The 15,034-nt window shown below is 44.8% G+C and carries 12 protein-coding genes, 4 tRNA genes and 1 pseudogene; 7 read left to right on the top strand and 10 right to left on the bottom strand.

Annotated features, from left to right (window positions below; all coding sequences use genetic code 11):
* The 3 genes and pseudogenes from L5M18_RS12165 to L5M18_RS12155 all read right to left on the bottom strand — a co-directional run.
* Positions 1-141: pseudogene (locus L5M18_RS12165) on the bottom strand (IS4 family transposase); the annotation flags it as partial.
* Positions 142-348: 207 nt separating this feature from the next.
* On the bottom strand, positions 349-1,713 hold the full coding sequence (locus tag L5M18_RS12160; RefSeq protein ID WP_263197102.1) for a sodium-dependent transporter: 1,365 nt from the start codon (positions 1,711-1,713) through the stop codon (positions 349-351).
* 340 nt (positions 1,714-2,053) lie between these two features.
* Complete coding sequence (locus L5M18_RS12155; protein WP_198573148.1) at positions 2,054-2,554, bottom strand: Lrp/AsnC family transcriptional regulator; 501 nt, start codon at positions 2,552-2,554, stop codon at positions 2,054-2,056.
* Positions 2,555-2,744: 190 nt separating this feature from the next.
* Between L5M18_RS12155 and L5M18_RS12150 the strand changes: the two genes are divergently transcribed.
* The gene (locus tag L5M18_RS12150; protein ID WP_198573143.1) at positions 2,745-3,470 is read left to right on the top strand and encodes a substrate-binding periplasmic protein; all 726 of its coding nucleotides are present in this window, start codon (positions 2,745-2,747) and stop codon (positions 3,468-3,470) included.
* Between the two features lie 83 nt (positions 3,471-3,553).
* Here the strand turns inward: L5M18_RS12150 and L5M18_RS12145 are convergent, their stop codons facing one another.
* The 3 genes from L5M18_RS12145 to L5M18_RS12135 form a co-directional block, all read right to left on the bottom strand.
* Positions 3,554-4,363, bottom strand: a complete 810-nt coding sequence (locus L5M18_RS12145; protein WP_173913158.1) for a phosphatase PAP2 family protein — start codon at positions 4,361-4,363, stop codon at positions 3,554-3,556.
* Positions 4,364-4,456: 93 nt separating this feature from the next.
* Positions 4,457-5,935 carry a cell envelope integrity protein CreD gene (gene creD, locus L5M18_RS12140; RefSeq protein ID WP_168825956.1) on the bottom strand — a complete coding sequence of 493 codons (1,479 nt, stop codon included), beginning with the start codon at positions 5,933-5,935 and terminating at the stop codon, positions 4,457-4,459.
* Positions 5,936-6,111: 176 nt separating this feature from the next.
* Positions 6,112-6,642 (bottom strand): hypothetical protein, encoded by a 531-nt coding sequence (locus L5M18_RS12135; RefSeq protein ID WP_263265991.1) that lies wholly within the window; start codon positions 6,640-6,642, stop codon positions 6,112-6,114.
* 248 nt (positions 6,643-6,890) lie between these two features.
* Between L5M18_RS12135 and L5M18_RS12130 the strand changes: the two genes are divergently transcribed.
* A complete protein-coding gene (locus L5M18_RS12130) occupies positions 6,891-8,063 on the top strand; it encodes a winged helix-turn-helix domain-containing protein (protein WP_263197100.1) in 1,173 nt (390 codons plus the stop codon).
* Here the strand turns inward: L5M18_RS12130 and L5M18_RS12125 are convergent.
* The 3 genes from L5M18_RS12125 to ubiK form a co-directional block, all read right to left on the bottom strand.
* Positions 8,060-8,407 (bottom strand): hypothetical protein, encoded by a 348-nt coding sequence (locus tag L5M18_RS12125; protein WP_263197098.1) that lies wholly within the window; start codon positions 8,405-8,407, stop codon positions 8,060-8,062. The genes L5M18_RS12130 and L5M18_RS12125 overlap by 4 nt on opposite strands.
* 36 nt (positions 8,408-8,443) lie before the next feature.
* The gene (locus tag L5M18_RS12120) at positions 8,444-8,809 is read right to left on the bottom strand and encodes a hypothetical protein (protein WP_263197096.1); all 366 of its coding nucleotides are present in this window, start codon (positions 8,807-8,809) and stop codon (positions 8,444-8,446) included.
* Between the two features lie 94 nt (positions 8,810-8,903).
* Positions 8,904-9,158, bottom strand: a complete 255-nt coding sequence (gene ubiK / locus L5M18_RS12115) for a ubiquinone biosynthesis accessory factor UbiK (protein ID WP_006083441.1) — start codon at positions 9,156-9,158, stop codon at positions 8,904-8,906.
* 234 nt (positions 9,159-9,392) lie between these two features.
* Between ubiK and rep the strand changes: the two genes are divergently transcribed.
* Positions 9,393-11,405 carry a DNA helicase Rep gene (gene rep, locus L5M18_RS12110; RefSeq protein ID WP_263197094.1) on the top strand — a complete coding sequence of 671 codons (2,013 nt, stop codon included), beginning with the start codon at positions 9,393-9,395 and terminating at the stop codon, positions 11,403-11,405.
* A gap of 47 nt (positions 11,406-11,452) precedes the next feature.
* Here the strand turns inward: rep and L5M18_RS12105 are convergent, their stop codons facing one another.
* On the bottom strand, positions 11,453-14,101 hold the full coding sequence (locus L5M18_RS12105; protein WP_263197092.1) for a diguanylate cyclase domain-containing protein: 2,649 nt from the start codon (positions 14,099-14,101) through the stop codon (positions 11,453-11,455).
* A gap of 206 nt (positions 14,102-14,307) precedes the next feature.
* Between L5M18_RS12105 and L5M18_RS12100 the strand changes: the two genes are divergently transcribed.
* The 4 genes from L5M18_RS12100 (at position 14,308) to L5M18_RS12085 (ending at position 14,854) form a co-directional block, all read left to right on the top strand.
* Positions 14,308-14,384: transfer RNA gene (locus L5M18_RS12100), tRNA-Arg, on the top strand.
* Positions 14,385-14,437: 53 nt separating this feature from the next.
* Positions 14,438-14,513: transfer RNA gene (locus L5M18_RS12095), tRNA-His, on the top strand.
* A gap of 32 nt (positions 14,514-14,545) precedes the next feature.
* A tRNA-Pro gene (locus tag L5M18_RS12090) sits at positions 14,546-14,622 on the top strand.
* A gap of 155 nt (positions 14,623-14,777) precedes the next feature.
* Positions 14,778-14,854: transfer RNA gene (locus L5M18_RS12085), tRNA-Pro, on the top strand.
* Positions 14,855-15,034: the final 180 nt, after the last annotated feature.

The following is a 15,034-nucleotide window of genomic DNA, read 5'->3' as shown; positions in this document are numbered from 1 at the left end:
ATTTCGACCTAACTCAGTCAAGGTCAGTGTCTTACATTCAATCAGTGCCTTAGAGGCCAGCATCAAGCTGTTTAATCGTTTTAGGTGAAGTTCTGGGCAGTATTGGTGTAAAGAATGTTGTAGGATATTGGCTTCGCGCATCTTGTTGTCCAAGTGTAGTTTTTGGCGAAACCATTTGATCATGCAACAAGATGCGCTTCCACCCTAATTTGATGATTTATTTGTAAATCATCAGGGGATTCTTCAGCATTATATATTTAAACAGAATAAAAGGGGGGGGGCTTAGTTTTTTGATTGTGAGCTAACAATCCCCGAATTCAGCGTGGATTGTTAGTTTTTGGAAAGAGGTTATACAAATTGCCTGATGGCTATGGCGATAATCAGCACTGGGCAAATATACTTCACATACTTTGGCCAAATGCGCCAGAAAAGTCCTGTGCTATCGACACCTTCTTGCCCACGAATTACCTTGAGCAGCTGGGTTTGGCGCCAAATCCAACCTAAGTAAACCGCAATACCGAGGGCGACCAGCGGCTGGGCGATTTGGGTGGTCAGCATTATAGTGAAACTAAATAGCGTCTCAAAAAATACCGCCAGTAATAAGGATAATGAGGTCAACAATAGGCCGATGATCAAGGTGGCGCGTTGACGGCTGAGTCCGAACTTTTGCATCACATAACTCGTCGGCACTTCGGCGATGGATATGGCCGAGGTTAAACCCGCGATGATCAGCAGAATAAAGAAAATCACGCTGATGATGAGGTTGGCCGTATCGCCTAAGGTCGAAAATAACGCGGGTAAGACAGTAAACACCAATGCATCCGAATCGAGTAATTTACCCTCAGCATTAAAAATCTCCACGCCATTGTGCTGGGCCACATACATGGCTGGGATAATCAAGAAGGCGGCGAGAAAGGCGATGCCGCTGTCGGTAAAGGCAACCCAGACGGTCAGTTTGGCGATATTCTCTTTTTGGCTCAGATAACTGCCGTACACCATCATGGCACCTGTGCCTATGGTAAGGGAGAAGAAGGTTTGTCCGAGCGCGCTGATCAAGGTATCTGGCGCCAGTGCCTTGGTAAAGTTAGGTGTGAGTAGCTCGCTTATCCCTTCGCTCGCGCCATTAAGGGTGAAGATATACGCCACGCCCGCGATCAGCATGATCAGTAATAACGGCATTAAGCGTTTCGACCATTTTTCTATGCCTTCTTGCACGCCTTGCAGTAATACCAGAAACACCAGCGTGCTGAAGATCAGTGTAAACACCAGATTACGTGACAGCGAAAAATCCACTAGCCAAGCGGCGGTATCATTCGAGCCAAAGGCAGTGGCGATAGGCGCGATGGCAAAGCTGACAAACCAGCCGGAGAGAATGCTGTAGAAGGTATAAATCAATCCCGCTGTCACTATGGAAAGCAAACCTATGGTCTTGCCTAAACCGCGGGTGAGCGAGTTGAAGCCGAGTTTGCCCATGGCATCGGCGGGGTTGGTTTGCCCGTGGCGACCTATCATGAGTTCAGCCATCAGCATGGGAATGCCTAGGATGAAAATCAGCACTAGGTACACAAGTAGAAAGGCGCCGCCACCATGGGTGGCCGCTTGGGTGGGGAATCCCCAAATATTGCCGACGCCAACGGCGCTACCTGCGGCCGCCATGATAAAACCTAAGCGTGAGCTGAAGTGGTTAGTTGAACTTGTATTGGCCGATTGCATTGTGCCTCCCGTAAAAAGAAGGCGTATCTTAGGCGGATAAATTAGGATTTCAACGCAATTTTAGTGCGTTAAAATGGTGTTAATCTGCAATAATTTATCGGTTTTTGGCTGTAAGTTGATGTTGTGTGCCGCCTATCTGTTTTGTGCGAGATTTTATTGCTATCAGGTGCGACTGAAGGTTGAGATTTGGCGAATCATTGCGATGATAAAAATTTATTGAATTGTGATCTTATGGTCAAAAAATACCGTATGGCAGATGTCTAACCGCTATTTTGTGCTATGACTGTTACTTGTGCCGCTGTCTTGTTTGCGGTGTTTGCCGTGACTGTTGGGTGTTGGCTTATGCTTGAATGTTGACATGCCCTAAGGGAATGGCCGTGTGGTCCTTAACCTTTTTGAGGACAAAGCTGGAATGCACCCCTGCGATATGCACGTTGGTCGTGAGTTTATCTAACAGGAAAGTGCGAAAGTGCGCCATATCTTGTACTAGCACTTTAAGTTGATAGTCGGCCTCTGAGCCAGTGATCAGCGCGCATTCTTGGACTTCTTCGTAGGCGAGTGCATTGGTTTCAAATTGATTGAGAATCGCCGGTGTATGTTTCTCCATTCGAACATGGATATACGCGGTCAAATGCAGGTTGAACTTATCCGCCGACAGACGCGTTGCATAATCGGCAATATAACCCGCTTCTTCTAAGGCTTTAACACGGCGCGAGCAAGGAGATGGCGATAGTCCGACTTTATTGGCCAGTTCGAGATTCGATAATCTGCCGTGAGTTTGCAGTAAGCGCAGAATCGTTAAATCGAGTTGATCGAGTTTGTAGTGGTGAGTGTCTGTCATCGAAAGCTTAGGGTTAACTGAGTCAGCCTCTAGTTTGCCAGTCTTAGCCGACTTTGCCAAAAATCTTGATCAAATGAGATATTTTAAAGGTTGTGACAGTGATAACGGATAGAGATTTTGGGAGTCGCGCTGTTTGGAACTCCCGTTATTTACCGCTAATGTTATGATACTAATAAGAGTGAGACACTGTATGCGCTTGAGTTTGTTGCTAATCTGCTTATTCATATTACCGACTTATGCATTTTCTGCATCGTTAACCATTGGTAGCGCTCTAAATCGACCGCCTTATATTATCGAAGATGCTGAATCAGGGCTTGAGATCGATATTATTAAGGCCGCGTTTAAGGAAATGGGGCAGCCAGTCAACTTCAAATTCTACTCTCGTAAACGCCAAGTTTTATATTTCAATAAAGATCGATTAGATGCTGTAATGACGATGAACCCTGCAAATGGCGTCGATGGTTATTGGTCTAATGATTATGTTGAATATACCAATGTGGCGATCAGCTTGGCCGAACAACGCCTTGAAATAACACGTATTGCGGATCTTAAAAAGTACAGTGTCGCCGCTTTTGAAAATGCTCGCTTCTTACTTGGCCCTGAGTTTAATGCCGTAGCGCAACAGACTATTTATCGTGAAGTCGATAGCCAATTAAGCCAGAACCGTATGTTGTACTTAGGTCGCATTAATACTGTGATTGCCGATCGTTATATATTCGCTCAACTGAATAAGTTCGTTGAGGATGATGTTGATACCCAGCAAGCATTAAGCTACCACTTTATTTTCCCCCCAACATCCTATCGAATGGTGTTCCACAACTCAGTGGCGCGGGATACTTTCAATCAAGGGCTCGCTAGAATTAAGGCCAATGGAATTTATCAGGCTCTAGTGGCAAAATACTTAGGCAGTGCTTAGCAATGCCTAAGTATTTAACTTCATAGTGTTTGAAGCTGTCGTATGTGAGTCGACAGCCAAATCCAGACGCTGAATTAACAGCGTTAGCGCTCAGATCCTTTAGCAAACGCATGCGAGAGTGGACGCAACTTACTGACAAAGAACACGCTACATCCACTGATGATGGCGGCTAAAAAGGTTGAAAACAGCACATCCTGCGGCCAATGCATACCAAGCAGCATACGGCTTAATCCCATCAAAAATCCCCAGCTCCATAACGCCATGACTAAGCTAGGTAATCCAGCGAGTAGCAAATAGTAGCTGGCGGTAAGCACTAGCGTCACAGCAAAAATGGTATGTCCCGAAGGAAAAGAATAGCCGATTTCATCTTCCCAATGCTGATGGATCCGTGAGTCGAGTTTCAAGGCGGGTTCTGCAGCGATCAAGCCATCGAGTGCATTGGCAATTGTCTTTGAACGTGACTGTTTATCCAATTGATAAAAGGCATCGAGTGAAAGCGGTTCATGCTTAGGCAGTGCTTGTTCTGCTAGAAAAACGAGATTAGGTCTGGGCTCTTTAAAATAGGATTTGAGGGTGTGGCTTAAGCCTAAGCTGATAACTTGGCTGAGGCTGATGGCAAAAAATAAACTTATAAAGAGTGGTTTAGGCATATGACGATAGGCGATCGCCAATACAAACAAGACTGTTGCGACGCCATAGGGCGCTGTGCCCGTCATGGTAATCCAATATAAGGTTTTGGCTAAGGTAGAGTGCAGATCGATCAGTGGAAACAGCTGATTCTGTGTCAGTAATAGTAAGCCCGGAATGGTTGCCAACAGTATCCAAGCTAAACCTAAACGGCGTAAAAGATAGACGCTATGGGTCAAAATATAAGCCTCTTCATAAAACGCCATAGGCTACAACGCGGCAATGGTTTTGCCAATAAAAAAATCCCGACAGCAAAAGATGGCGCTGTCGGGGGTCTTCAAGGGTGGATCGGTAGGGCGCTATTGCGCCGTGTTCTTAGGGTGATGCCTAGTCACGAACATCAAAATCAACAGTACGACTAACAGTAAACCTGAACCCATCAATAGGGCGTAATCTTCCAGTTGCAGTATCGAGTACAGCACGGCATATAAACTCACCAGCATGATGCCCACTAATGCACCGCGCTTAATACTTGCTGTGGCACTCCCTACATAAGCCGATACCGACAGCACGGGAATACAGGCGGCAATTAAATAGGCATGCAAGAAGGCTAGATGCTCAGATAGCGAGAGTAGTAGCAAATAGAACAAGGCCATGGCGCTGCCGACTAACACATATTGAATCGTGCTTAGGCTGGTTTTTTGTCCGATTTCGAAGATAAACAACATGATAAAAGTCAGCACGATAAACAGTAGGCCGTATTTTACCGAGCGATCAATCTTGCCGTAGTGAGTCACTGGTTCGAATAAAATCGCATTGGCCGACACTTCAGTGAGAGTCGATTGATTACTCTTAATAAACTCTTGTGGATAGTTACGGGTTAAGTGGCTGATATTCCAACTTGCAGTAAAGCCTTGCGCGTTGATGTCCCGTTCTGCGGGTAATAATCCCTTAAAGCTTGGATGCGGCCAGTCGGCGCGAATATTGATTAGCGTTTGCTCGCCTAGTGGCAATGCGCTGATAGACTGAGAGCCGCGTAGTGTCATGGCAAAATCCACACTAAAATCACTTGCTTCGCTGACTTGGATCTTTTGATTAAAGCCTTTTTCTAAACCGCCAGTGGTTAACCCCGTGCCCGACATCAGTGATCCAGAGAGTAATGTCGATTCACCGGTGATTTCAATTTTTTCTACTTTATCAATTGCTTGATTCGATGACACCCCAAAGACTAACCGGGCATTTTTGTTATCGAAGGCGATAAGGTTAGGAATATCATAACGGTTAAGGCTGAAGTCGGCCTGACCTTGTAGAGCTGCGTTATACACCAGCGATTGATAAATGCCACGGGTGCGAAAATCATGTTTTAGGTCTAAGTCGAGGGTGAGCTTTTTCGGTAGGATCACTAGCTCATCTTGATAGGTACGCTTCACTTCATGGCGAGTTTTACCGTCGTTACTGACTTCTTCTTGCAACACAAAATAGCTGTAAGGGATCACCAGCGCAGGACCTGAGAGGGTTTGCTGCTCACCCCATGAACGGCCGATTTCATCGACAACGCTGTGGTAAAGGGTTTGGCGATCAGAAGTCATATCCATAATGATCCCCAGCGGGATCAACGCGAGGATTGAGAGTATGCCAATGGTTAAGGCTTTTAATAAGGTGGTGTTTTTTAATGCCGTTCCCTTTGCGGTGGCTGCTGCCCACGGTTCTTGTGCTGACATATCGATTCCTTGACTTCGATTAAATTTTTTGAGGAGTGCTCGCACCACTAAATAGGCTGCGCTACCAAATAAGGCCAAACTAAGTAGGGTGAGTACCCAGAAAATAATGCTGAACATTGAATTTCATTCCCTATGAAATACGACCGAGACTTATCCGCTAAGATTGTGCAGAGTTAACTCGGTATCACGGCGGGTATTAAAACAGATTTTTTTACAAAAGTTGCGGGCAAGTTGCTGATCAATAGTGGCAAAATTATGGCGATTGCCGCTAAATCCATACTCATTATTCAAGTTTATGAATCTGATAGTGGGATGTCTTTGCCAAATTTTGGGTGTTTTTTCTCGTAGTCATTTTCTTTTTTAATATGTTTGAGCAGTGCTTCGAAGCTTTGTTTAAAGACGTCAAGTTCTGCGGAATAGACTACGGCATGGTGGGAAAACCAGTGGTGTTTTTCTCGATCACGGTTACTGTAATCGGGCCAAATACGCAGCTCATACTCATCACCCATGACGACAATGACATAGGCAATGGCGCCATTGCTAAAGATGATACATTGGGGCAGGTACACCAGCTCTTCGCCTTTAAATAACTCATACTCTATCGCTTCGGTGCGCCAACTCACTATCGGTAGCGGCGCCTCGATAGAGCAACCAATCGACTGATGCTGATTAAACAGTACCGCGTTAATGTCATCTATTGAAAAGGGCTGGTGATCGCCATTTTTAGCAGCAAGTGAATACAAGATATTCATCAAAAATGGCAGCTTAGTGCCATTACCTGTTTTGCGGCCGCAGAGTTGTGCTTGGCGATAGTAGATATTCATCATCAATCCTTAATGAAGAGCCTATGCCAGATAGGCTCTATTTCGAGTCGTGAAACTAACGGGCAGGTAAACCGATAGCCGTTAAGGTATAAATGGCTTATGTTATCCGAATATACTGCCTAGTGAGTAGACTTGTGCGTACATTTCACAAACCTACTCATTGAATAGTGTACTAAATACTTTTATTTTCAGTTTGTTATATTTTTTCTCTGGTCTGGTATTTGCTTGCCGTTGAATTTGGAGAATCGATGCCTAATCCCTTTTCACCCCGCGAGTGGCTGCAATTAAATATGCAGCAGCAAGGATTATTACAACCACATACCTCAGTTACCGAGACAATTTCACGTCTCAGTTATGTACAAATTGACTCTATCAACGTGGTTGAGCGAGCGCATCATCATGTGCTGCATAGTCGTATGCCAGAATATCAGCCAAAGATGCTTGATATGGCTTTAGCCAAAGGAGAGATCTTCGAATATTGGTCCCATGCGGCAGCTTATTTACCGATTGCCGATTACCGTTTTAGTTTGCAGCGTAAACAGCAGCTGCAAAATGGCGGTAAGCATTGGTTTGAGCCCGACGATAAAATAATGCAGGAAGTGCGGGCGCGAATCCTCGCAGAAGGGCCACTCAAGGCCAGTGATTTTGAACATAGTGAAGCTAAAAACGGTACCTGGTGGGATTGGAAACCCGCGAAAAAAGCCCTAGAGCAGCTGTTTATGCGTGGTGAGTTGATGGTGGTGCGGCGGGAGAAATTTCAAAAGGTTTACGATCTTACCGCGCGTGTGTTGCCACAAGATGTAAATGCCAAAGCACCGACAGATAGTGAATTTACCCGCTATCTAATTGATCGTTATCTTGATGCCCACGCCTTCGGTACTGCGGCGCAAATGGCTTATTTACGCAAAGGTATGAAATCAACTGTAGCCCAAGAATTGGCAGAGTTGTTAGCTCACGGGCTATTAGCGTATTTTAAGGCTGCGGGCCAAAGCTACTTTTATCGCCCTTCATTACAGCTAAATGCACCATTACCTCATAAAGTGTGGCTGCTTAATCCCTTCGATAATTTATTGATCCAACGGCAAAGATTAAAGCAATGGTTTGATTTTGATTATCAAATTGAAGTCTATGTCCCAGCCGAAAAGCGTCAGTATGGTTATTATTCTTTAGCGATTCTGTGGCGCGACATTTTTGTTGGCCGCGTGGATGTTAAAGCCGATCGCCAAGCTAACCTATTGCTATTACAGCAATTGACCTTAGAAGAGGGCATGATGGTGAATGGCTTAGATGAGGATTTCTGTGCGGCCTTTGATATCGCAGTCAGTGAATATGCTCGTTTCAATGGCTGTGACCGCTGGAAGTTAGTTAAGGCTAACCATAAAGGCCTTAAGCAAAAGTATGCTCGCCAACAAAAGCTTTAACTATTTGTCTCTTTAGTTGGAGCATCCATAAAGCGAAAGCAGCCATACAGTAAGATTAGATGCAGCAGTGGCAACGCAGCAATGACTAAAGATGAAGAAGTCGCAGTACTATCGCTAGTAATGCGATAACAGGGGATATACACGGCGGGATAAATTAGGCTTCCCCATAGAAAACACTGATTCATCAATCGATAGATAAAAGCGGGTTTAATGCTTGATTGACTGGCCAGTCCCATCAAGCTGGCGAGGAGCACACCGGGATAAGTGAGTAGCGGCAGGCCACCAAGCAACAATAATCCCCAAAGAAGATAGTCCTGATAGTGTGTGCTGATTGTGACATCCATTGTAGCTTCATTCCTTGATTGTTCGACGCTAAAGCATTAAGTCTGTTTATGCTCTGGTTGCAGCGGTGGCCTTACTGCCAGCCCTTGCTGCATCTTAAGCCAAAAGCTTTGCTGACATAGATTGCTAAAGGATTTTTGCTGCGGCGAAATCGCAATATGAGCTGTTACAACCCGATAGCTGAGCCAATAATCTTCACAAACCATGTCTGACGCATAAGCTTGTTTATCTTGCTCGCTTAGCTTGCTAATCACAACCCCGTTATCGAAGTGATAAAGCGTTATGGACTCACGAATCTCCACATTATCATCGTGATAGGTTTGCTGCTCGTTTGATTGGCTTACCACGTAGACAGGGCTTGGATAGCCTTCAATAGCAAGGATATAGCTGGCGAGTTGTTGCATTATTTCCCCAAGTGACTCAATGCTTGAAGTGTTAAAAACAAAAAAGCACAGCTGCGCTATCGCTAACTGTGCTCTTTCAAACATGCATGATAAGTTAGCCCGCCGCGTTGAGCTTTTTTTCTAACTCATTGACTTGAGCTTGTAGGGCTTCTAATTTTTCGCGGGTTTTCAGTAGTACATGTTGCTGCACATCAAATTCTTCACGGGAAACCATATCTAACTTGAGCAATTGATTTTGCAGTACTTGCTTACTGCGCTCTTCAAATTCACCGGCAAATTGCTTTAGACCGCTGGGCAAACTTTCGCTCAATTGTTTCGCCATTTCTTCGATTTTCTTTGGATTGATCATAATCTTGTCCGCCTCTTTACTGAATAGCTCGATTGTAACTCAGTACGTTAGCTTTCAAAAGTAAAGCAGACGCGTGAACACTTTAGTTGGCTGTTGTTGGGGTTTATATCACGGAGAGGCTTATCTACAGAGTTGAGTTCTGCTCAACCTAAGCGGGGATTTGTTAGCCTTAAAACTGTCGATTCTGCTATGATCCCATCCCTTTCTGTCGACTTGTTTGGATATTGCGCAAAGATGAAACTCAATCCCGCCCAAAACGATGCTGTTCATTATGTTTCAGGCCCTTGCCTAGTATTGGCGGGTGCGGGTAGTGGTAAAACGCGCGTCATTATCAATAAAATCGCTTACTTGGTCGAAAAGTGTGGCTATAAGGCGCGTAATATTGCGGCGGTGACCTTCACCAACAAGGCTGCCCGTGAGATGAAAGAGCGGGTCGCTCAGTCCATGGGACGCAAAGAGGCCAGAGGATTGTGGATTTCAACCTTCCACACCTTAGGGCTTGAGATCATTAAACGCGAGCATAAGGTCTTAGGCTTAAAGCCAGGCTTTTCGCTGTTTGATGATCAAGATACCTTGGCACTGCTCAAAGAGTTAACCCAAGACGAGTTGGATGAAGATAAAGATTTACTCAAGGCACTCGCCAGTACCATTTCAAACTGGAAGGGTGGCTTAATTATTCCCGATCAGGCGCGCAAAATCGCTAAAGATGAGCAACAGCACTTATTTGCTATGTTGTATCAGCGTTATGCTCAACATATGAAAGCCTATAACGCTTTAGATTTTGACGATTTGATTCTGATGCCAACCTTATTGTTACGCCACCATGAAGAAGTGCGGACGCGCTGGCAAACCAAGATCCAATATTTGCTGGTGGACGAATATCAAGATACTAATACCAGCCAATATGAAATGGTCAAGCTGTTAGTGGGTGAGCGGGCGCGCTTTACTGTGGTGGGGGACGACGATCAGTCTATCTATTCATGGCGTGGTGCTAAGCCACAAAACCTCGTGTTATTGGGTAAAGATTTTCCACAGCTTAAGCTGATTAAACTGGAGCAGAACTACCGTTCTAGCCAGCGGATCCTACGGGCTGCGAACATTCTTATCGCGAATAATCCCCATGTTTATGATAAAGCCCTGTTTAGCGAGCTTGCCTATGGTGAGCCGTTGCGGGTGCTGTTTGCCGCCAATGAGGAGCAAGAGGCTGAACGTGTTGTTGCCGAAATTGTGCGGCACAAGTTTGTCGGCCGTACTCAGTTTGGCGATTATGCGATTTTGTATCGGGGCAACCATCAATCACGGTTACTCGAACGCGCACTGATGACGAACCGTATTCCTTATAAATTGAGTGGTGGTACGTCATTTTTTGCTCGTGCTGAAATTAAAGACATTATGGGCTATCTAAAGCTCGTGGTGAATCCCGATGACGATAATGCTTTCCTGCGCATCGTTAATTTGCCTAAACGTGGCATAGGTCCATCAACCTTAGAGCGTTTAGGTAATTTTGCCAACGAGAAGCATATTTCTATGTTTGCGGCGATTTTTGAGCCTGAACTGAATCATCATTTACCGCCTGCGGCTATGTCATCTTTGTATCAGTTTGGTCGTTTTATCGTGGAGACTGGGGAGCATGCCGAACGTGGTGAACCCGTCGAGGCGGTGAAGCATTTGATCCGTAAGATCAATTATGAAGATTATTTATACGAAACCAGCACCAGTGCCAAGGCCGCTGAAATGCGGATGAAGAATATCTCAGAGCTTTACCGTTGGGTGACTGAGATGCTCGCGGGTGATGAGTTAGATGAGCCTATGACCTTGCCAGAGGTGGTGACTCGATTGACGCTCAGGGACATGATGGAGCGCAATAGTGAAGATGAAGGTGGCGATCAGGTGCAGTTGATGACCTTGCATGCTTCTAAGGGCTTAGAGTTTCCCTTCGTGTTTATGGTTGGAGTAGAAGAGCGTATCTTGCCCCATCAAACCAGCATAGACGAAGATAACGTCGATGAGGAGCGTCGGTTGGCGTATGTGGGTATCACTCGAGCTCAACGAGAGCTTTGGTTCACTCTCTGCCGCGAAAGGCGCCAATTTGGTGAAACCATGCGTTGTGAGCCAAGCCGTTTCTTACTTGAGTTACCTCAAGATGATGTGGTGTGGGAAAACCGTAAGCCACAACAAACGGAGCAGGAGCGGATGCAAACGGGGCGGGCAAATATTTCTAGCTTAAGAGACATGTTTAAAAAATAGCGAGCGGTTTCGCTTACTATTCTTTTAAATCAGCTACTTATTTTTTACTAGGCATATTCGAGCTGAGCACAGATCTGTGGTTGGGTTTCACATAAGGTAAAAGTGTCGGCTAAAGCTGCCCCCTGACCCAGTTGATAACCCAGTTCACTGAAGATACGTTTTTGTTCAGGGTTATCAATGCCATCGACAAAGGTTTGAAGCTCTAAGGTTGATGCCGTTTTTTGATAGGCAGACATTAACTTAAGCTGTTGCTCGCCTTGTATTTGTTTGGTGAGGTTGGCATCGAGTTTTAAGCCTTTTATCGGCAGAAACAATAAGCTATTTAATGCACTATAGCCGCTACCGTACTGGCTGATGCCGAGTTTCACCCCGAGCTTCTGCAACAATTCAAAGCCATTGATATGATTTTCAGTTTCCTGCACTAGGGCTTTTTCATTGAAGAATAACCACAAATGGCTCAGGTTTAACTGGGTTTGCTTGAGAGTGTTTTTCAAACTGCGCAGTACATGCTTATGCTTGAGATGTTGGCTCGAAAGCATGACATGTAATTCAACAGATACATCATATTGCTTGAGGAGTTGGGGATAGCTGCTATCTATGATGCTGATCGTATATTTATCGAGCTCAACGGTAAGGTGTGACTGTTCAGCAAGCGTGCTAAGTTGTTCCTGCTGTAAGAGCCCACGCTGCGGATGTTGCCAGAACAGGCGGCTTTCTAATGCATGCACTTGACCTGTTTTAAAATTGACTACTGGTAAGTAACTAAGCTGTATTTCAGCATGGTGTAATGCATGTCTAAATTCAGTTTCTAACTCGACATCCTGCATGGCCTGATGTTGGGCGTTATCATCAAAAATAACATAGCAACCTTTACCATTGGCTTTCGCCTGATACATGGCAGTATCTGCATTACGTAACATAGATTCACTGGTATCGATTCTGTGTTTGCCACTGATGGTGATACCGATACTGGCTCCAGAACTAAATTCCATTGTGCCAAGTCGATAGGGCTGGGATATTTTTTGGATCACTCTTTCTGATATATCTTTCGCGTCGTTGATGTTGTTAATGCTATCGAGCAGTATCACAAACTCATCGCCACCGAGTCGCGCTAAGGTGTCGTTATCACGAATGCAGGACTTGAGTCGGCTTGCCGTCTCAATTAAGAATTTATCACCCTCTAGGTGTCCCATAGTGTCGTTAATCTGTTTGAAGCGGTCGAGGTCGATAAACAGCAGGGCAAACTGTTCTAAGCTATGGCGACGAACATGCTTGATCGCTTGAGATAAACGCTCCATAAACATAGCGCGATTAGGCAGGCCTGTAAGTGCGTCATGTTTGGCATCGTGAACTAGCTTGGCTTCCATACTGCGGCGTTGTTGAATTTCTTTCTCAAGACTTTTATTTAGTTCGGCTAACGCTTTGGTACGATCAATAACCTTTTCTTCTAGCTCTTCATAACTGCGTTGTAAGGACTCAGCGGACAGCTTTTTCTCGATAGCCGAGCCTATATGTTGTGATACAAATGTCAGTAATTCTAAGTCTTTAACTTGGTAATTCTGTGTCATGCTAAAACTGTAAATCGTTAACGCACCACGAACTTGATCATGGATAAAAAGCGGGATTCCGATCCACTGATGCATGGTTTGAGTATGATTTAACGCTGGCGCTTGGGAATATAGCTCACCAGAGGCAATTAATGCATTGATACTGCTTTGATCTAGCAATAGTGGGCGCTTATGTTTGAGCACATATTCGGTTAAGCCGTCTTGTAGCGGCCGAGTGCCAGGGTGCTTATTGGCTAATTGCGATACATAAAAAGGAAACGTGAGGTGGGTTTCTGTGTCATCCAAAAGCGCGATATAGCAATTGTTGGCGGGAATGAGGTGTCGAATAACATTATGCAATTGGGCATAAAAGTCTGGGTTGTCTGCACTGGAACTTGCTAGCTCGGCGATTTCGAACAGTGATTTTTGTAAGCGTTCAGCTCTACGCCGTTCATAGACTTCTAGTTTTAACTTATCGTAGGCTTGGCTGAGTTCTTTTGTCCTTTGCTGGATAGCTTGTTCTAATTGTTCTTGATGTTTTAGCCGTTCCATGACCCCAGCAATATGGTGACAAATGAACGTCATTAACTCGAGTTCGATTTCACCATAACTGATGTTTGTGTCATAGGTTTGCACCACTAACACACCCGTTACTATGTCATCTTGTTTGATGGGCACGCCCAGCCACAGATGACAGGGAGAACCTAAATTAACAATTTCTCCAGCGGCAATCAGTTCATTGACTGTGTCATTGTTACACAACAAAGCTTTCCCAGTTCTGAGTACGTAGCCTGTTAATCCTTGCTGTAATAATGTAGATAGTGATTGTTCAGGATAAAGCTCCGCTGGATGGGCATCTTTCTCATCAGCGAAAAAGGGGATGGCGAGTTCACCTGTGTGAGTATCCAGGGTTGAAATAAAAAAATTATCAGCGGGAATGAGCTGTTTTAGATGGCTATGTACGCCAACATAGAATTCTTCGAGTGAAGAAGCATGAGTCGCAATATTGGATATTTCGAGTAATGCGTTTTGAATGATCTCAGCATGCTTATATTTATGCGCTAATTGTTTTAAGCGAATAATTTTTTTGCGTAAGCGTTCCATTTCACTCACACGCGGCTGGCCAGTTTCATCTTCATCCTTAAACATGATACTCACTAGTTAAATATATGTTTGCTTTTACCAAAGTCTATAATTAGCATGAAATACTGTAACATCCAAGTCATATTTTGGCTGCATTCCGCTTTAAAAGTCAGCTAATGTGATAAAACTTGAGCAGTCAGTAAAAAAAGTGCAAAACAGCTATAGACTCAAAGGGGATTTGACCCTAGTATATGCGGCGCTAACCAAGGCGAGCGCCCATAGCTCAGCTGGATAGAGCGCACCCCTCCGGAGGGTGAGGCCGAAGGTTCGAATCCTTTTGGGCGCACCACTTCCGAACAGAGTTGTGAGCTTTAAGGTTAGCAAAGTAAGTGAAAATCAGTGGTGATTGTAGCTCAGTTGGTAGAGTCCCGGATTGTGATTCCGGTTGTCGTGGGTTCGAGCCCCATCAGTCACCCCATTCATTTACTTTGATATAAAGATTTTCATTCTCGGTGATTAGCGCAGTCCGGTAGCGCATCTGGTTTGGGACCAGAGGGTCAGAGGTTCGAATCCTCTATCACCGACCAAATTCTTCGCGTGACTAGCGAGCTTAATGTAAGTTAAGTAAATAGTTAATGTTTACAGTGATTAGCGCAGTCCGATAACGCATCAAGATGTTTTGGATGAAAGTGGACAAGAGGGTGAACCCTCTAAGCGTATGTAAACAATAGTGCAAAATTTACGGTGATTAGCGCAGTCCGGTAGCGCATCTGGTTTGGGACCAGAGGGTCAGAGGTTCGAATCCTCTATCACCGACCAAATAAGTAGAAAAGCCTCAGCATTCATTAATGAATATACTGAGGCTTTTTTGCATTGGCGAAATGGAACTTACTCACTGGCATTATCATGTTTGTTGTCGCTTGATAGCGTATTCTCAATGAGTATAGAAGTTGGCCACAGTTCTTATTTACACCTGGCAGAGCAGAACTGTATCGGCAT

It is taken from the genome of Shewanella sp. SM20 (assembly GCF_025654545.1).
GTDB classification, from domain to species: Bacteria; Pseudomonadota; Gammaproteobacteria; order Enterobacterales; family Shewanellaceae; genus Shewanella; species Shewanella oncorhynchi.
The sequence above is the reverse complement of the archived record's forward strand: the minus strand, read 5'-3'. Positions and strand labels throughout refer to the sequence as shown.